At 63.3% G+C, this 17,696-nt stretch carries 11 protein-coding genes; 2 read left to right on the top strand and 9 right to left on the bottom strand.

Annotated features, from left to right (window positions below; genetic code table 11):
- Positions 1-5: 5 nt before the first annotated feature.
- A complete protein-coding gene (locus tag ASD07_RS25045; protein ID WP_055936805.1) occupies positions 6-551 on the top strand; it encodes a hypothetical protein in 546 nt (181 codons plus the stop codon).
- Here the strand turns inward: ASD07_RS25045 and ASD07_RS25040 are convergent.
- The 3 genes from ASD07_RS25040 to ASD07_RS25030 all read right to left on the bottom strand — a co-directional run bounded on the left by ASD07_RS25040 (position 541) and on the right by ASD07_RS25030 (position 5,262).
- Entirely contained in the window at positions 541-1,608 is a 1,068-nt protein-coding gene (locus ASD07_RS25040) for an acyltransferase family protein (RefSeq protein ID WP_055936802.1), read from the bottom strand. The two genes, ASD07_RS25045 and ASD07_RS25040, sit on opposite strands and share 11 nt — an antisense overlap.
- On the bottom strand, positions 1,605-2,543 hold the full coding sequence (locus ASD07_RS25035; protein WP_156398177.1) for a glycosyl hydrolase: 939 nt from the start codon (positions 2,541-2,543) through the stop codon (positions 1,605-1,607). The genes ASD07_RS25040 and ASD07_RS25035 overlap by 4 nt, the downstream gene beginning before the upstream one ends.
- A 70-nt stretch (positions 2,544-2,613) precedes the next feature.
- Complete coding sequence (locus tag ASD07_RS25030; RefSeq protein ID WP_055936797.1) at positions 2,614-5,262, bottom strand: TonB-dependent receptor; 2,649 nt, start codon at positions 5,260-5,262, stop codon at positions 2,614-2,616.
- A 280-nt stretch (positions 5,263-5,542) separates the two neighbouring features.
- Between ASD07_RS25030 and ASD07_RS25025 the strand changes: the two genes are divergently transcribed.
- The gene (locus ASD07_RS25025) at positions 5,543-6,283 is read left to right on the top strand and encodes a GntR family transcriptional regulator (protein ID WP_055936794.1); all 741 of its coding nucleotides are present in this window, start codon (positions 5,543-5,545) and stop codon (positions 6,281-6,283) included.
- Here the strand turns inward: ASD07_RS25025 and ASD07_RS25020 are convergent.
- From ASD07_RS25020 to ASD07_RS24995, 6 genes are all read right to left on the bottom strand, one after another.
- Positions 6,280-11,718 carry an AAA domain-containing protein gene (locus ASD07_RS25020; protein WP_055936791.1) on the bottom strand — a complete coding sequence of 1,813 codons (5,439 nt, stop codon included), beginning with the start codon at positions 11,716-11,718 and terminating at the stop codon, positions 6,280-6,282. The two genes, ASD07_RS25025 and ASD07_RS25020, sit on opposite strands and share 4 nt — an antisense overlap.
- Positions 11,715-12,884: a M48 family metalloprotease gene (locus tag ASD07_RS25015; RefSeq protein WP_055936788.1), complete on the bottom strand. Its 1,170-nt coding sequence runs from the start codon at positions 12,882-12,884 to the stop codon at positions 11,715-11,717. Before ASD07_RS25015 ends, ASD07_RS25020 begins: the two co-directional genes overlap by 4 nt.
- Positions 12,885-12,893: 9 nt before the next feature.
- The gene (locus tag ASD07_RS25010; RefSeq protein ID WP_055936785.1) at positions 12,894-15,587 is read right to left on the bottom strand and encodes a pitrilysin family protein; all 2,694 of its coding nucleotides are present in this window, start codon (positions 15,585-15,587) and stop codon (positions 12,894-12,896) included.
- A 40-nt stretch (positions 15,588-15,627) separates the two neighbouring features.
- Positions 15,628-15,933: a DUF3579 domain-containing protein gene (locus tag ASD07_RS25005; RefSeq protein WP_055936782.1), complete on the bottom strand. Its 306-nt coding sequence runs from the start codon at positions 15,931-15,933 to the stop codon at positions 15,628-15,630.
- 82 nt (positions 15,934-16,015) lie between these two features.
- Positions 16,016-16,975 carry a CobD/CbiB family protein gene (locus ASD07_RS25000; RefSeq protein ID WP_055936779.1) on the bottom strand — a complete coding sequence of 320 codons (960 nt, stop codon included), beginning with the start codon at positions 16,973-16,975 and terminating at the stop codon, positions 16,016-16,018.
- Between the two features lie 44 nt (positions 16,976-17,019).
- A complete protein-coding gene (locus tag ASD07_RS24995) occupies positions 17,020-17,682 on the bottom strand; it encodes a CoA pyrophosphatase (protein WP_055936776.1) in 663 nt (220 codons plus the stop codon).
- Positions 17,683-17,696 lie beyond the last annotated feature (14 nt).

The raw sequence follows: 17,696 nt of genomic DNA, 5'->3' as shown, positions 1-17,696 counted from the left end.
TCAACATGAAAATGAACCTCGCTGCCCTTGCATTTCTCGCCTCCTGCACCGCAGCCTCCGCACAGTCGCCGATAGCGGCTATCGAAGGTGAATACAAACTCACTTCATCGACCGCCGTACCGGTGAGCAAATGGGGCTTCACCAAGGCCCACATTTCGATCAGAAAGCTGGATGAACAGCACGTGGTGATCCTGCTGTCATGCGAATGGAAGGACGAACCCAAAGCCAAGTGCGATAACTATTACTTTGCAAAATGGCGCGACGATAGCCTTTACTTGCAGGATATGAACACCGACGGCTTCTTCCGCATGTATTTCGATCCGGCCGCCCGCATCTTTACCGTGATCTGGCGCGGTTCCGATCGAAAAGGAAGCATCCGGCGCGACGTGTACGGGCCCGCCAACGGCGCACCGGAAGATGCAGCGTTAATCCGTCGCCTGAAGCGCGCCGAGAAGAGCTACGTAGATCCGGACAACGTACGCGCATTCGGCACACACGACAAATGGACGTACGACGCGAACCGCATCGAGTTCCAGAACTCTACACCTTGATGTAAATCTTTCGCTTGTCCAGCCCGTAGCCCACCAGCCAGCAAGCAAGCATGAACAGCAGCGCAAAGGCCAGCGAGGCAGCTTTCGGGCTGCCGAGCGGCTCCAGCGCCGCGGCCAGCGGTGCGTATGAGCCGGTCTTGTCCAGCACTACGACGGCAACCTGCGACAGCATGTAGATCAACAGCGTGTTCTTGCCGAACACTTCGAAGAAATACGTCCAGCGCCGCACGCCGCGCACTTCGATGAGCCACGCCAGGGCTACCAGCACGAGCAGTGCGCTACCGGTCGAGAGCAGTACATAGCTAGCGGTCCACAACTTCTTATTGACCGGCAGCAGGGGCGCCCAGCACAGGGCCAGCACCGACAGCGCCACGCCGGCAGCGGCCATTATGCCGAGCGTGCGCTTGGTCGCCTTGCTCTCGCGCAGATATCGGCCGGCGAAGTAACCGCCGATGACATTCACCGTTGCCGGCAAAGTACCGAGCAAGCCTTCAGGATCAAAGGGAATGCCCTCCCCTTTGTAGAGGTGAGCGGCGCCAAATACCCACAAGTCGATGGCCCGTCCAGCATTGCCTTCCAATGTGTAGTCGCCGAACAGCCCCATGACCAGCCAATGGCCGAACAGCGCGGCGACACTGAATACCACGGCGCCGCGCTCACCCAGGTAATGCAGCACCAGCGCCGCAATGCCGAAGCACAGTCCAATGCGCTGCAGCACACCGGGCAGTCGTACCTCGCCCAACGGGCCGCCCAGCTTGGGCAACAGGCATAGCAGCAGGCCGAGGGCGATGATGGTCAAGGTCCGCCTGGCGATCTTGGCCAGTACGGCGCTGCCACCCATGCCTTCATAGCGCGGCAGTGTGAACGCAAGCGCATTGCCCACCACGAACAGGAAGCATGGGAAGACCCAGTCCGTCGGCGTAAATCCATGCCAGGGCGCATGCAGCAGCGGCGCATAGACGTGACTCCAGCTGCCCGGCGTATTCACGATGATCATCAGGGCGACCGTCAGGCCGCGCAGGACGTCCAGCGATTGGTAGCGTGCGGCAGCAGTCATTGTGCCGCCTCGCGCACGCGCGAATCAGCCGGTGCCAGGATGCGCTGGTAGGCGCCTGCCGGTACATCTCCCATCGAGCTACAGGCCGCCTCCGCCGCCTTCGACGGCTTGCTGCACGGCTGGTCGCGGTCGAGCGACCAATAATGGATTCCCGCCATGCCCAACTTGCGCACCGCTGCGGCAGTGGCGCGCGCATCCTCCAGGCTGTACACGTTTTCCAACACGTCGTTTACGCCGATCATCGGCGTCAGTTCAATCTGCGCATACGGCACCTGGTACTTGCGATGCACGTTGTGCGCGGCCTGCACGGCAGAAGCGCCCATATCGCAGCGTCCGCGCCGCGCCACGCATACCTTTCGGCTTGCCGGCCCATAATCCATCACCATCAGGTTCAGCACAAATTCTTGCACGCCATGCCTGCGCAACGCCGCCAGCACCTGTTCACCTGTCTCATTGAGGCTGCGCCCGCTGCCGTCAGAGGCGGCGTGGGTGGCGATGGTAAAGCTGAAGCGCAAGTGCGGATGCGCCCTCTGTGCCAGGGCGATGCGCCCGACCAGCGCATCGATTTGCTGCGCCGTCTGGCCGTGTTCAATATCAAAGTCAAAACCGATCAGCTGCGGCGACTGGTAGCGCGACACAAATGCTTCCATGCCTTCGTCGGTGGCGCAGGTGAAGATATTGCCCTGCCCTCCTGTCGAAACGATATAGCCGACACCGGCCTGGACGAAACGCGGCACATTGGCGGCAGCGACCGCAGCGCCATCGGCCTCGCCCCAGCGCTCCTGGCCGCATTCGCCGCGGGCAAATGCCCAGGTCTGCACGCCCTGCGCCGGGTCCCACGGCGACAGGTACTTATAAGGACTTTGGACAACCGGCGGCGCCGCGGCGGCTGCAGTCGAGAGGGCGGCGAGCACCGCCAGCATTATTTTACGCATTCAAACTCCGGATACAAAAAAGGCAGGGCCCCGGAGGAACCCTGCCATAACACTCTCACTTCGGGATCAGTTACATTTTGCCGCGCACGCCGAAGAACAACTGCTTGCCGTTCTTGTAGAACGCGCGTGGCTGGTTACGGGAAGAAGCGTACGACTTCAGGGTCGGATCGTTCAGGTCCTTGCCTTCCAGCGACAGCGTCAGGTTGTCGGTCAGGTTGTAGTTGAAGGCGGCGGACAGGGTGCCTACATCATCCTGGTAGATTGCGCTGTTGCGGTCCAGGCCATTCAGGAAAGCCGAACGGAAGCTGTAGTTGATACGTGCGCTGAACTTGCTGGTCTCGTAGAATACGCCCAGGTTATAGGAATTCTTCGAAGTACCGATCATGCTGCAGTCACCCAGGTCGGCACAAGCCGATTTCGGTGCCGCTTCGGTTTCCTTGCCGTCGGCGTAGGTGTAGTTCGCGTTCAAGCCGAAACCGTTGCCCAGGTCCTGTACATATTGCAGCTCCACGCCGCGTACACGGGCCTTGGTGTTCACTGCGGAGCTCATGTTGTACGTGGTGACCCTGCCGGCCGACTGGTTGAAGAAGTCAGCCTGCGAGGAACCGAAGGTCACGTAGGAGCCCATGTGCATGTTGTAGATGTTCATGCCCAGCAGGGACTTCGGCATGAAGTACCATTCCAGGCCCACATCGACGTTGTTCGACATGATCGGACGCAGGTTCGGGTTACCGCCGGAACCGGAGAAGGTCAGGTCACTCAGGCTCAGTGCACCCAGCGAACCGAAGTCAGGACGAGCCAGGGTGCGGCTGGCGGCACCGCGCAGTTTCAGGTCCGGCGTCAGGTTGGTGTACAGGTTGATGCTTGGCAGGAAATCGTTATAGGTGTTGGAGCTGTGGGTCGGATTCCAAACGTTGTTCGGCGAACCATTGTCGACATCGATCTTGGTCTTCACGAAGCGCACGCCGACGTTACCGCCGAAGTTTCCGAACTCCAGGTCGCCCATCACATATGCTGCCGTGGCTTTTTCCTTGATCAGGAATTCGCTTTGGTAGGCGTGGTTGGCGAAGCTGACATACTTGTCGCCCCAGGCCTTCATCGACTCGGCGTCGAAAGTCCACGCCTTGTTCAGCAAGTTAGGCAGTGGGCTGTCCGGGAAGTTGGTCAGGCCGGTTGGACGGTTGGCCAGCTGCGAACCGGCAGCAGCGACAGTGCCGCCCAGCCAGGTCAGGGCACGCTCGTGGTTCGCGCTGCGTAAGCCGAAATGCAGGGTCGGCACGCCGTTCCACTGGGTCTTGTACTGGCCGTCGACCTGGCCGTAGGTTTCCTTGTCCTTTGCGGTCACGTCCGAGGCCCAGCCGCCGAAGAAGTCGGCGCCGGTGCGCGGGTTGAAGGTACCGGCGTTATCCACGATCACGGTGGCAGGAGAATCCAGGCCATGGGTGGTCAGGCTGTTGCCCGCGTAAGCCAGCCAGGCTTCGTAACCGTAGTCGCGGGCGTAGCCGGTACCGCGTGTGGTACCAATCTGGCCTTTGAACTTCAGGTCCTGGGAAGGACGGTAGTTGAAGTCGAAGTTGACGAACTTCGAATCGCTATACGAACCAGGTCGGGCAATGATGTCCTGCACCGATGGCCCCATCTTCGAGCAGTCCGCCACCGGGCAGGCACTTGGGAAGGTGATCGAGGTGATGGTATCGCCGGTGACGGTCCACTTGGACGGGATGACGCCGCCCACGCCGGACCAGTTGTTGGTCAGCGGCTGGTATGGCGCCAGCATGAAGTTGGCATTGATATTGTCCGCATCCAGGCGGGTGTAGAAGCCGTTGATGTCGAAGTCGAACTCTTTGTTGACCTTGACCTGCACGTCGATCATGCCGCCCTTGCGCTCGCGCTCCTGGTTGAACATGGCGGTACCGGTCAGCAGGGAGATGTACTTGCCTGCCACTTCAGGATTGGCGGCCACCCACTGCGGCGCATAGCCTGCGTTCAGCTTGTCCCACCACAGGAATTCCTGGCCGATACGGCGCAGGGTGCGTTTTTCGTCGAACACCTGGACCAGTACGCCCACGTTGTTCTGTTCATTTTTCCAGTTGCCCAGGGCGCTGAACTGCGCATCGGTTTTCTTGGAGCCTTCGCTGTACACGCCAGTCACGGCGCCCATCACGGTCAGCGGATCCTTGAAGCTCAGCGGCTTGCGGGTTTCGATGTCGACGTTGCCGGAAGCACCGCCTTCGATCAGGTTGGCCTGGGAAGACTTGTGCACGGTAACGCGGCCGATCAGCTCCGACGGGAACATCGAGTAGCTGACGGAACGGCCGCCGTTGGTGATGTTGGAAATGTACCAGTCGCCGCTCGATACGGTGTGGCCATTCAGGGTGGTCAGGGCCAGGTTGGATGGAGTGCCTTTCAGGCTGACGCGGTCATTCTCGCCAAAGCCGCCTTCCGAACCGCCGGCCGTGGCAACGGATACGCCTGGCACGCGCTGCAGCGAGTCAGCCACGCTCTTGTCCGGCATCTTGCCCACGTCTTCAGCGGTAATCACTTCTACCAGCGAGTCGGCATTGCGCTTCTGGTTGATCGACTGTGCCAGCGCGGCACGCACGCCGGTCACGACCACGACGTTCTGCTCGGCTGGAGCAGCCTGCTGTGCTTGCGCCATGCCAGCGGTTGCGGTCAGGATGGCGACTGCAGTCGCGATCGGTGTCATATTGCGGTTCATTTACTCCCCCTAAGTATGGGCTGTCTCAAAGCCCGGTCTATTGTTACCAGTTCCTAAAACCACGTTCAAACCAATTGGACGCCAATATACCCCGATCGAATACCAGATCACTACCAATTTACATATTTTTTTCACATGTTGTACTGAAAAGACATACCACTTCATGCACAAAAGCCTACTGTTAGCGCTATCCTATGGGGCGGCGGAATGCGAGTGGCAGCATACCGCTGGTCCGAAGGTCTTTTTTTGGTATTATCAGCCGCACCACAAGGGAGACTAAATGGCATCGCTCGCTCAGATCATGGAAGACCTGGTGCAGACCAGTAGCCAGCCGCTTTACCAGCTTCTGCAACGCGCCTTGCGTGAAGCAATCAACCTGCATGTGTTTGGTCCCGACGAAGCCCTGCCCGCCGAGCGTATGCTGGCGGCCGACCTGGGAATTTCCCGCATCACAGTGCGCAAGGCCATCGACGGCCTGGTGGAAGAAGGCATGCTGGTGCGCCGGCCGGGTTCCGGCAATTTCATCAACACGCGCATCGAAAAGAACTTCGCCAAACTGACTTCCTTCTCGGAAGACATGCGTTCGCGCGGGCGTACTCCGCGCAGCGTTTGGCTGAAGAAATCGGAAGGAACCGTGACGCCGGAAGAAGCCCTGCGCCTGCGGCTTAGCCCGGGTGCGCCGGTGTATCGGTATCACCGCATCCGCTTTGCGGACGAAATGCCGATGTGCGTGGAGTACGCCACCATCGTGGCCGATGCGCTGCCATCGCTGGAATCAGTGGACGTGTCGATGTATGAGGCGCTGGAAGCGGCCGGCCAGCGGCCCGTGCGCGCGCTGCAGCGCCTGTCCGCCCTGCTGCTGACAGGCGAACAGGCCAAGCTGCTGCAGGCGAAGGAAGGCGATGCCGGGCTGGCCGTCGAGCGCCTTGGTTTCGTGCGCGATGGCCGCGCAGTGGAATTTTGCCGCTCGATCTTCCGCGGCGACATGTACGACTTCGTCGCGGAACTCTCTACGCCTTAGCCTTCCACGTAGCCCTTGCGCAGCTTCTCGTCGACCAGCTTCGCCATTTCACGCATCGCGCGCTCGGGCGTTTCGAATTGCTTGAGCAGCGACTGGCCGGCGCTGCCCATGCGGCCGTAGCTGACGGTCAGCTCGCTGCCGCGCAGCGAAGCGCGCCAGAACTTGCGTGACGCGCCCTGTTCGAAATGCAGGTTGCGTGCCTGGCCCCCGCCCTCGACGGCCGTTGCCGCTTCGGCCACCGGCGCCGCGTCTACGGCGGCCGCCAGCGCAGGAGACGGTGCGAACGGCACCGGATCAACCATCTGCTCCAGCGCCCTGTCCTCTCCCGCGGACAGCATGGCCTCGATACGCTGCACGACGGCGCCAGGATTATCAAGCCAGTCCTTGCCCGGGATATCCAGCACACGCCAGCCGAAACTGCGCAACACGCCGGGGCGGAATACATAGCGCTCGACGCTGTCGCTGACCGTTTCCGCCGGATTATCCAGCAGGATCGCCAGCGCATAGCCTGCGCTCGATTCATCAACGATGGCCAGGTCGCAACGGAACTGCGAGCGCCCGACATTCAAGTGCACCTGGTGGCCGCGCTTGCGCAAAGCTGCCGCCAGCGCGTCGCGGATGCTGTCCTGCGGAATATCGCGGGTGAACGCATGGCGCGCCCCATGGTTCAACGCTCCCAGTACCGATTGGGCGCGTTCGAACTGGCCCATGGCGCTGGCCTGTGCGAACTGCAGGAACGAGCGCAGCGCCGCCGCACCGTCGTTGTGGACATTGGTGATGGCCTCGGCGTGGATGGTCGACACCACCGCCATGCGATGGCGCGCCCGGCTGAAAATCACGTTCAAGCGCTTTTCGCCGCCGCGCTGGTTGATCGGGCCGAAATTCATCAGCATCTTGCCATCCGGGCCCGGCGCATAGCAGATACTCAGGATGATCACATCGCGCTCGTCGCCCTGCACGTTTTCCAGGTTCTTGACGAACAGGCCGTTGAACTGGTCATCGTCCTCACGCACATACTCGCGCTCCAGGCGCATCGCAAAGTCCGCATCCTCCTCTGCCAGGGCTTCCAGGGCAGATTCAATGGCGCCTTGCTGCGCCTCGGAAAACGCCACGATGCCCAGGCTCATGCCTGTTTCGCGCAAGAGCATTTCACGCACGGTAAGCGCGATATAGCGCGCCTCCGCTTCGTTGCGGCGCCCGCTATAGACGCCATCGGCCACCTGGTGGAAGCTGACCGGGCGCGCCATTAACGCCTCGGCCGCCGCGATGCCGACACCTTCGTCGTCTGAGCGGCGCGGCGTGGCAGTTGCCGATTCCTGCTCCAGCATACGGTCCGGAATGGTTACCAGGCGCCCTTCGTAGAATGCGGCGTTGGAGAAGCTGATCAGGGACTCGTGTCGGCTGCGATAGTGCCAGGCCAGCAAAGTCGCCGGCAGGTTGCGCGCCGCCTGGTTCAGCAGGCTGTCCGCATCGAGGTTGATCGCGATGCGTTCGCCGCCTTCTTCCACCAGGATCTCGTCATCGCCTTCGCCGGCGCTGGCGCTGAAGAAGCTGGTGGGCGGCAACTGCATTTCATCGCCCACCACTACAACCTGGCGCGCGCGGCATAGCGCCGGCACCGCTTCCTCGGTCGGAATCTGACTGGCCTCGTCGAAGATCACCACGTCGAACAGGTCGGCGGAAAGCGGCAGCGTATCCGACACCGACAATGGGCTCATCAGCCAGATCGGTTTCAGGTCGTTCACCACCAGCCCTGTCTCGTCATCGCTCAGGTCGCGGATCGAGCGGTGCCGCATGCTCTTGCCGAACTCGTGTTCCAGCTCGCGGCGCCCGGTTGCATACAGCTTCTTGAACGCCTTGGCATCGTCATCGAGCTGGGTGGCCGACGTGGCCGACACCCGGACATGCTCGCTGAAGCGCGCGTGTTGCGTGGCTTGCACCACCTGCGCATTCAGCGCCAGCAATTCGCGCTGCTGCAGTGCCATGGCATGTACTGCCTGCGCCAGTGCCGCGCCATTGAAACGGGCGAGCACCGGGTCGGCGCGCAGGACCCGGCGCAGCGCTTCGTCGGCGACCAGCGCGTCCAGGCCTTGCGGCGCATAATCCAGGCCTTGCAGGGCTAGCGCGCAGGCCGGGTCGGCGGCATGCACTGCGCGCAGCAACGGCAGCATGTCCGGCAAATCATCCAGCGCTTCGCGCAAGTCGCGCAGCAGTTCGGCCAGCGCGTCCAATCGCATGCCAGCGTCCAGCACCAGCTCTTGCCCGAGGCATTGCGCCAGGCGGGCCAGGGCCTGCCGCGAGGCAGCCCCGGCACGTGCCAGGGCAAGCGGATCGGCCGACTGGCGCAGCCGCGCCACCAGCGACGACAGGCCGTCGGGCGCGCTGAGCCGCTGCTCGATGTCATCCAGTGCGCGCAGGAAGCCCTGCAAGTCGCCCACCCCGTATTGCTGCTGGCCGGCCGCGGTGGCAGCGGCCAGGTTCGACTGGGCAGCATGCTCAGCCGCCAGCGCCTCCAGCACCTGCCGGTAGCGTGGACGGACGGCGTGGCGGCTGAAATCATAGCGCCGCTGCACCTCGCCGCGCATGCGCCACCATGCCGGCTGCAGCCAGCGCAGGATGGAACCTTCCAGGCGTCCTGCCAGTTCCAGGGCTGCCAGCGTGTCGCCTGGCGCAAGCTTGTCGCGCCAGTTTGCCGTGGCCTCCTGCGCCGTCGCCAGGGACTGGACATGGCCGGCCAGCGTGCTGCGCAACGCCCCCAGCGCCGCAAACTGCGGCGATCCATGCTCAAGCAGCGAGAGATGGTTTGCCACACCGGTGTCCAGCAGCCATTGGCTGTCTGTCGCGTCGCGCAGCGCCTGCTGCAGCGTCGCATCGGAACCTGGCTCCAATGTGTCAAGCAGGACTTCTGCCTCCTGGCACAGTTGCTCCAGCCTGCCGTATGCACGTTCGTCAGCCACCACTGCAGCGGCCAGCCGTGCGAACGGGTGCGCCGCCAGGCTATCCAGCCCGAAGCGCTCGCGCATGGCGCGGTGCAGACGCTGCACCAGTTCGCGCTGCTGGTCCCATGACGCCAGCGACGGCAGGCGTTCGCGCCATGCCGGGGATAGTTCCGGCATGGCCAGCGCTTGCGCCAGGCGCCGCAGCAGCGATCGCACAGCAACGCCCAACTCCGCAGGCGCCCCCGCAATTGCCGCTTCAAAGGCATCGATGGTGGCCTGCTGCCCGGCCAGGGCATCAGTGATTTGCGCGCGGCGTGCAGCCAGCGCTGCGCTGGCCGGCGCCCCGGCAACCCATTTCTCATAGCAGGCGCGAAGGTCGGCGATATACGCCTTTTTGTCCGCCTGCGAGTCGTGGATCAGGCAGCACAGGGAATCCAGCCCGCTTTGCTTCAGGCGATGGAACACCACGTCGAGCGCCGCCCTCTTCTCGCATACGAACAGCACGCGCTTGCCGCGGCCGGCGTAGTCGGCAATCAAATTGGTGATGGTCTGGGACTTGCCGGTGCCCGGCGGCCCCTGGATGATGAAGCTGCCCTGCGCGCGGGCCAGCCGCACGGCAGTATTCTGCGTCGCGTCAGCCGCCACCACATTCCATTGTTCCGCCGGCCCCAGCGGCGGCGGCACGCCGGCCTCCAGCGCCCGCGGCTCGATCGAGAAGATGCGGTCGAACGAGGGATTGGGCGCGGGATCGTCCAGCAGCTGGGCGTAATCGCGCACCAGCGACATCTTGCGGTAGTTGAAGTTGGCCAAGGTTACCTGGGTCAGGTCCAGGTCCCATGCATAGCGGTGGCCTTCCGTTTCTTCCAGCATGTAGCCGGCGCGCTCCTCGGCTTGCGCCACCGGCTCGCCCATGTGCGCCAGACGAGGCGCGGCGATCGGCGCCGCCCCAGCCTCGAACCGCTGCGGCAACACGCTGGGCCGCACCCAGTGTTCGAACAAGGCCCGCCCCAGCGGCCGGTAGTCATCGGCGGCATAGCTATACGGCGGCAGCCAGCCATCGCTGCGCTTTGCGCCAGCCGTTGGACGGCGGCGCTGGTACTGCTGCAAACGCTGCAAGGCCTTCTGGCGCACCAGGCGTACGGCAGCCTTTTCAACCAGGCGCAACTCGACTGCCGGTTCCGACTGGCGAATCTGCGCCAGGATATCGGCGTGCACCTCGGCCAGCGAGGTGCGTGACAGGTCCACGGTTTCGCCCAGGCGGATGCCGTACAGCTGGTTCAACTGGTGCCGCAGCACGGGATTGAATTCAGCCTCGCCGCCGGTGCACTGGATCACATACTGGTCGCGTACTCCTTTGCGCTTGACCAGTTCGACCGGGAGCCACAACAGAGGCGTCGTGATGCGTTCATCGGGCGCCTCTTTCAGGTTGTGCCAGCGCAGGAAGGCGATCACCAGGCGCAGGTTGCTGAAGCCGTATTCAGCGCGGTCGCGCCGCGTCTCGCTGATCAACTGGTCGAGCGCCGCAGGCAGGTAGGGCTGGTCGTCAAAACGCAGCCAGCTTTGCAGCGCCACCGGTTTGCCCGCCACCAGCTCGGCCGCGAACGGGCCGCCCCAGGTACAGATCTGCTCCGCGTCGATGCTTTCGACCTGCAGCATCAGCGGAACGCTGGCCACAGTCAGGTTAACCGTGGCAGCGGTCGGCCGGAAGTACAGCAGGCGGTTGCGGCGCGACAAATCGAACAGGCGATCGCGCAAGTGGTTCAACACCGCCGTGCGGCGCGGCGCGGCGCCGTTGGCGCCTGCCAGCGCACGCTGCACGTCCAGTATTTGCGGCTGGTCGCGCCAGGTGCGCAGGCGTGCAGCCAGTGCGGCGACGTCGGTAGCGCGTTCATGGCGGTTTACTTCCGTCATTTCGACGATGACCGCGGCGACAATCGGATGCAGGCGGTCGTGCACCAGGAACAGGTTGCGGCGCGATCCGGCAAACTGCTGCAGGTCCTGTCCGTCCTGGAAGTCAAGGCCGCAGGCCAGGCTGGCCAGCAGCATGCCCAGCATGTAGACGTCACTGATTTCGTCGTGGTGCCCGGCCAGTTTCTCCCAGCTGCACGGCCCCGGCAGGTGAACCGGCCGCGTAATGGCGGCGGCCAGGTCGAGCTGGACTTCCAGGTCGTTGCTTTCGGTCCCGCCGCCATCGATACGCCGCTGCTCCAGCGTCCCTAAGATATTCAGGCCCGACGCCGGGTGCGGCTGCAGGTTATGAATCGCGGCGAGGTCCATGCGCGGCTGCTGGCCTTCCGCCAGCCGCAGGCGCAGTGCGCCCTCGCCGTCGACCAGCACGTCGCCAGGGTCGAGGGCCGCGACCCTGCCTTGCCCATGCAAGGCGGCGACCTGGTTAAACAGCGGCAGCAGCAAGACCAGCACATCGTCAGTCGACAGTGCTGCCCCGGCTTGCGCCTCGATCAGTTGGCGCAGGGTGCGCACGTCATGCTCGCTCATTGATTCAACTCCTTGGCCAGCTGACGGTTATAGCGGTCCAGTTCTCGTTTGCCAAAGCCGGCGTCGCGCCACAAGTTGCGGCGCAGGCCCTCCAGGCTGCCCAGTTGCTGCGCCACCAGTCCGGCGCGCAGCAGCGCCTGCTCGCTCTGCTCGCTGTCGGCCAGCGCCATATCGAGCATGAGCGCATTCAGGTAATCGCGCACGCCGTCATCAACGGCATCTTCACCGAATGCTTCGGGCGCAATCACGGCTTCGCTGCCGCTCCAGTCGGGGAACAGCAGGCGTACTTGCGCCAGCACGGCTTCGCTCGCGAGCTCGGTGCCGCCCAGGAAATAGGCGAGGAAGCCGCGCGTCATTTCCTGCATACGCAACTGCGACGGCAAATCCAGCCGCGGCAGCGACAAGCGGCCATGCAGGCGCGAATCGATCCAGCTGTCCAGCTCCGCCGCGCCCTCCCACCATAGCGACAGCGCGCGGGCGCGGATAAAGGTCTCGGGATGGCTGTGCGCCGTGCTGGCGCCGGCCTCGCTCGATTCGATCTCGCTGGCCTGGCGCAGGTAAGCCGCCGGATCGACGCTGCCGATGCCGGTCTGCACCTTCACCAGCGTCGATACTGCCGGCCCCACGGCTTGCGCGGCAATGGCGCCGCCGCGGTCGGCAAACAACTCGGTATGCAAGGCATAGCGCCGATAGGTCTCGCGCTGGCTGGCGCTGGCATTGTGCGATGCCAGCGTGTCGGCCAGGATGCGATCCGCAATCAGGAAACTGCCGCCGTCCATCGACCAGAGCAGGTAATGCGCGAGCTCGTGCCCGAATAGTGCCAGCAGCTCTTCCTGCGACAGGCGCTCCAGCACGGGGCCTTGCAGGACGATGTGCACCTCGTCCGGCACGAACACCAGCGCCGCGTTCATTTCCTGTCCAGGCGACTGGTATAGCGTCGCCGGCGCCAGGATGCCGAGCCTGACCATGGCTTGGGCCAGCGTGCGGTGCACGCTGGCGTGGCTTTGTTCCTCGATGCGGTAAGTGTCGCGCAGCAACAGCGCGCGCAATGACTCGCGCTGCTCCGCGTCGGAGCGGCGCTCGCTGGCCCAACGCCATACCTCGGGTTCGTGGCGGCGCAAGTGGTCAACGACCTGCGCGTGATAGGCCAGTGGCTGCAGCTCCATGTTTTCCACTTAGCGCTTGGCCTTCGAAGCGTCGCTGGCAATCACCACCGACAATTTGGCCGGATCGATATGCTTGCGGAAGGCTGCACTCACCTGCTCCGCGGTCAAGGCCTTCAGCTTCGCCTCATATTCCTTGCTCCACACAAAGGTGCGGTCCAGGTAGCGGAAGTGCGACCAGGCGCCGGCTACCACGTCATCCTTCGAGCGGTTCTGCACGCGCTGCTGCATCAGGCCCGATTTGGCACCGGCCACTTCGGCCGCGGTAAAACCGTTCTTCACCGCGCGCTCCAGCTCCTGGAGCACAGCCGCTTCCAGCTTGACCATATTCTGCGGCGCTGCAATCGCTTCAACGCTAAAGCCGCCCGCGTCGTCACGGTCGCCGGCATCAAGCGAGGAACCGCCGCCATAGGACAGGCCCTCCTTCTGGCGGATCCGGTCCATCAGGCGCGACTTCAGGCCGCCATTGCCGAAGATGTAGTTCGCCAGCTCCAGCGCCGGATAATCGGCATCGTCCGTGCGCAGCGGGATATTCATACGCGCGGCGAACATGCCGTTTTCCTTGTCCGGCGCATCCAGCGTGAGGCGGGTCGCAGCCTTCTCCGCATGTTTATCCAGGATTGGCGCGTATGCGGCCTTGCTTTGCCAGCCGGCCAGCTCCTCGCTGGCGACCTTGACCAGTTCCGCCTTGTCGAAGTCCCCGACTACGGACAGCTCGCCGCGCGCAGTGCCGTAGAACTCATCGTGATAGGCCTTCACCTCCGCCAGCTGCATCGCCTTGACCGCCTCGATCTGTTCGTCGAGCGTCATCACGCTGCGCGGGTCGCCTTTCGGCCAATGATCGAAGTACTCGGCCAGCTTCCTGCCCGCCATCGCCTGCGGGTCGTTGCGCGAAGCATCGATGGCGACGATCCACTGCTGGCGCATCTGCTCGAATTCCGCCTCCGGGAACGAAGCATCCTTCAGCACGTGCGCCACCAGGCGCAGCGCGGCAGAGAGGTGTTCGCGCGTGGTCTCGAAGTGATACAGGCTGCCCGACATCTTCAGCTTCGACATTGCATCGGCCAGCTGCGCGCGCGAATACTTGCTGGTGCCGCGCGCCAGCATCTGGTCCGCGGCCGCTGCCAGCATCTGCTTGCCGAACTGGTTCTTCTCGTCGCCCCAATGCAGGCGCAGGTCCACTGCCACCGTCTCGCCGCGATTCTTCTTCGGCAGCAGCGCCAGCTTCAGGCCGCCGATTTCCTTCAGCTCCGTGCGCGCCATGATGTTGTCCTGGCTCGGATCGAAGTTTTCCGAGGTCAGGGCGCTGGCCTTGCTCTTGTAATCCTTGACCAGTTCGGCCGCGGTCGGCGCCGCGCCGATGTCCGCGCGCTGCGGCGCGTCGTCCGGGATGAAGGTGCCGACGGTGCGGTTGTCGCGCTTCATATAGCGTCCCGCCGCTTCCGCCACCTGAGTGGAGGTGATCGCCGCCAGGCCGTCGCGGCCCTGGAACAGCAGCCGCCAGTCGCCCAGCGCGATATGCTCGCTCAAGGCCACGCCGACCTGCTGTGGATTGTTCAGCGCCTTTTCGATCGAGTTGCCGTACTCGCGGCGCGTGCGCTCCATTTCCTCTTCGGTCGGCGGGGCCTTGGCAAAGCCCTCCACCGCCGCGATCAGTTCATCGCGCACCGGTTCGATCGGCTGTCCCATCTTCACCACCGCGCCGAACACTTGCAGGCTTGGCGCGAAACCAGGCTGGCTCATGGCAAACACCTGCGCTGCCTTGCCGCTTTCGACCAGTTGCTTGTGCAGGCGGCCGTTTGGCGTGTCGCCCAGCACCTGCCCCATGAAAGCCAGCGGATCGGCATCGTTATGCAGGCCCGATGGAATCTTGTAGCCCACCAGCACGATCTGTACATCGCCCTTGCGGCGTACCGCGTACTGGCGCTCCCCATCCTGCGTCGGCTCCACGGTCCAGAACTGCGGCAGCTTGCGCTTCGGCTTCGGGATGGCGCCGAATTTCTTGCTGATCCAGGCCAGCGTCTGCGAGGGATCGAACTTGCCCGCCACCAGCAGCACCGCGTTGTCCGGCTGGTAGTAGGTATGGTAGAACGCCTGCAGGTTCTCGATCTTGACGTTTTCGATGTCGCTGCGGTTGCCGATGGTGGAGCGGCCGTAGCTGTGCCAGTCGTAGGCCACGCTTTCCAGGCGTTTGTACAGCACTTCGAACGGGCTGTTCTCGCCGCTTTCGTACTCGTTGCGCACCACGGTCATTTCCGAATCCAGGTCCTTCTTCGAGATGAAGGACCTGGTCATGCGCTCGGCTTCCATGTCCAGCGCCCACTGCAGGTTTTCCGGGCTGGCCTGGAAGACTTCGTAGTAGTTGGTGCGATCGAGCGACGTGGTGCCGTTGAACTCCATGCCGCGCTCGGAAAACTGCTGCGGGATATTGCGATGCTTGGGTGCGCCCTTGAACATCAGGTGCTCCAGCAAGTGCGCCATGCCCGTTTCACCGTAATTTTCATGGCGCGAGCCGACCAGGTAGGTGACGTTGACGGTCACCGTCGGTTTCGACGCATCGGGGAACAGCAGGACTTTGAGCCCGTTGGGCAGGCGGTATTCGGTAATGCCTTCGACCGAGGGGCCTTTGGCGACGCCGGCGGGCAAGGTTTGGGCGAGAGCCGAAGAAGTGGTCAGCAGCAGCGCTGCGACGTATCTGATGTGCATGGGGTTCTGCTCATGTTGGCAAAACCCTATCCTACGACACTTAAGCCTTTTCGTCAGGTATCAGGCAGGCTTCGACCACCTGCAGCTTGTTATCCTTGGCGAATTCCTTAACGAAGTTATAAGCCATCGGCTGGATTTCGCGCAGGCCTTCGTTGACGACAACGGCCTTGATGCCGTTGACGACAGTCGGGGTGACGTAGGGTGAGAACTGCAGGTGGGCATGGCGCCCGCCGGAGCCTTCCGGGCGGAAGCACGCCAGTACACCGGCCAGTCGTTCCGCCCAGTCGCTTGGACGGAATTGTTTGCCGTCGGTCGTAAGCCCAAGAATGAAGAACTCGCTGGCCATATACCTGAAACCCGGTTGCTGTGAGGAACCCCAGTATTATATCTTATAGAAGACTTGAACGGGGCTCCGGGTTCAGGTCATTTTAGCCGAGCCACACCGCTCCGGACAGCAGCAACAGCAGCATCATCCACAGCAGCAGTGCGCGCCACACCAGGCCGACCGTGCTTTGCAGGGCGCGCACGCCCGGCTCATCGCCCGGCAGCTGGTCCACTTCCATGTCGCTGATGTCGACGGTTGCCGCGTCGGACGGAATGATCTTGGCCGCGTTTTCATTCGGCGTGCCGAGGCGCACGCCCATGGCGCCGCCGCCGGCCGACAGGATGATGCCGATCGCCTCATCCTTCCAGCGGTGGGCGAAATTGCGCCAGGCGTAGATCGCATCTTCGAAATTGCCGACCACGGCGAAGGCCACAGCCGTCAGGCGCGCCGGAACCCAATCGATCCAGTAGAACGCCTTGTGGGCGAAGATGCCAAAGGCTTCCTGGCGCATATGCTCCGGCTCGTTCCAGGCGCGGGCCAGGTATTCGGACACCCGGTACAGGATCGCGCCGCAAGGGCCAAGCGGCATCAGGAACCAGAAAAACACGCCGAACACATTGCGGTGGGTGGTCACCAGCGCCTTCTCCACCGCGATGCGGGAGATCTCGCTCACTTCCATGCCCACGGTATCGATCTTGCACCACTCGGCCAGCAGCGAGCGCGCCTGGCTTTCATCGCCGGCACTCAAGGCCAGCTGGATCGAGGTGAAGTAATGGCTGTAATGGCGGAAGCCCAGCGTCAGGTAGACGATCAGCACGTTCCAGGCGAAGGCCGCCAGCACCAGGTTGTAGCGCAGCAGCAGCCAGTACACCAGGCCGGCAGGCAGCGTCAGCGCGCCGATCAGCAGGAACCAGCCCATGCGGCCATGGCTCGCATGCCCGGCATTGAACCATTGCTCCATGCGTACGGCCAGGCTCTTGATTTCCGCCCAGATCGGGTTGTCCGCTCGCAGGGGCTTCAGTTGTTCGAACAGCAAGGCCACGAGAATGGAGAGAAAAGTCATCTAAATCCTTTGATTAGCAGTACCACAATGCCCGCTACGATAGCTTATGCGCGCAAGAAATGAAACAGGTTGCGCAGCATGCCGGCCGTTGCGCCCCAGATAAAATAGTTCTGGTAAGGCATTGCGTAAAAAGTGCGGCGCCCATTCGGCAGCTCGGCTGCCAGGCGCTGGTGGTTGGCGCCATCCATCAGGAACTGGAACGGCACCTCGAAGATCTCGGCCACCTCGAACGGGTCGGCCTTCATGTCGAACGGCGGCGTCACCAGACCCACCACCGGCGTCACGGCATAGCCGGTCCCGGTGTAGTACAAGGGCAGCGTGCCGATCACGTCGATATGGCGGCGATCCAGGCCGATCTCCTCCTCCGTTTCGCGCAAGGCGGTGTCGATCGCATCGGCGTCAGTCGGCTCGGCGCGGCCGCCGGGGAACGCCACTTGCCCGGCATGGTCGTTCAGGTGCGCGGTACGCATTGTCAGCAGCAGGTGGACGCCATCTTCGCGCAGCACCAGCGGCACCAGCACGGCAGCCGGCGTCGGTTCGCCGCGATGCAGGCCGAGCGGCGGCTCGGACGGTTCCGGCGTCCAATCAGGCGGCTCGGCAAAGCGGCGTCGCAGCCAATCCGGCGCCAGGCGCTCCAGCAGCACCGCGGCTTCACCGGCAATTGCTTCAATCGGTAGCTGGGTCGGGTCGAAAGGAGTTTTGGCCATAGGCGGCATTGTAC

The sequence above is a fragment of the Duganella sp. Root336D2 genome (assembly GCF_001425005.1).
In the GTDB taxonomy this organism is placed as follows: domain Bacteria; phylum Pseudomonadota; class Gammaproteobacteria; order Burkholderiales; family Burkholderiaceae_D; genus Rugamonas.
This window is presented reverse-complemented; position numbering and strand designations above follow the sequence as displayed.

Bases quoted from the DNA above. Each gene is read 5' to 3' on its own strand.
- ASD07_RS25015 (WP_055936788.1), bottom strand. From the start codon at position 12,884: ATGGAGCTGCAGCCACTGGCCTATCACGCGCAGGTCGTTGACCACTTG.
- ASD07_RS25025 (WP_055936794.1), top strand. From the start codon at position 5,543: ATGGCATCGCTCGCTCAGATCATGGAAGACCTGGTGCAGACCAGTAGC.
- ASD07_RS25005 (WP_055936782.1), bottom strand. From the start codon at position 15,933: ATGGCCAGCGAGTTCTTCATTCTTGGGCTTACGACCGACGGCAAACAA.
- ASD07_RS25010 (WP_055936785.1), bottom strand. From the start codon at position 15,587: ATGCACATCAGATACGTCGCAGCGCTGCTGCTGACCACTTCTTCGGCT.
- ASD07_RS24995 (WP_055936776.1), bottom strand. From the start codon at position 17,682: ATGGCCAAAACTCCTTTCGACCCGACCCAGCTACCGATTGAAGCAATT.
- ASD07_RS25040 (WP_055936802.1), bottom strand. From the start codon at position 1,608: ATGACTGCTGCCGCACGCTACCAATCGCTGGACGTCCTGCGCGGCCTG.
- ASD07_RS25030 (WP_055936797.1), bottom strand. From the start codon at position 5,262: ATGAACCGCAATATGACACCGATCGCGACTGCAGTCGCCATCCTGACC.
- ASD07_RS25020 (WP_055936791.1), bottom strand. From the start codon at position 11,718: ATGAGCGAGCATGACGTGCGCACCCTGCGCCAACTGATCGAGGCGCAA.
- ASD07_RS25000 (WP_055936779.1), bottom strand. From the start codon at position 16,975: ATGACTTTTCTCTCCATTCTCGTGGCCTTGCTGTTCGAACAACTGAAG.
- ASD07_RS25045 (WP_055936805.1), top strand. From the start codon at position 6: ATGAAAATGAACCTCGCTGCCCTTGCATTTCTCGCCTCCTGCACCGCA.
- ASD07_RS25035 (WP_156398177.1), bottom strand. From the start codon at position 2,543: ATGCGTAAAATAATGCTGGCGGTGCTCGCCGCCCTCTCGACTGCAGCC.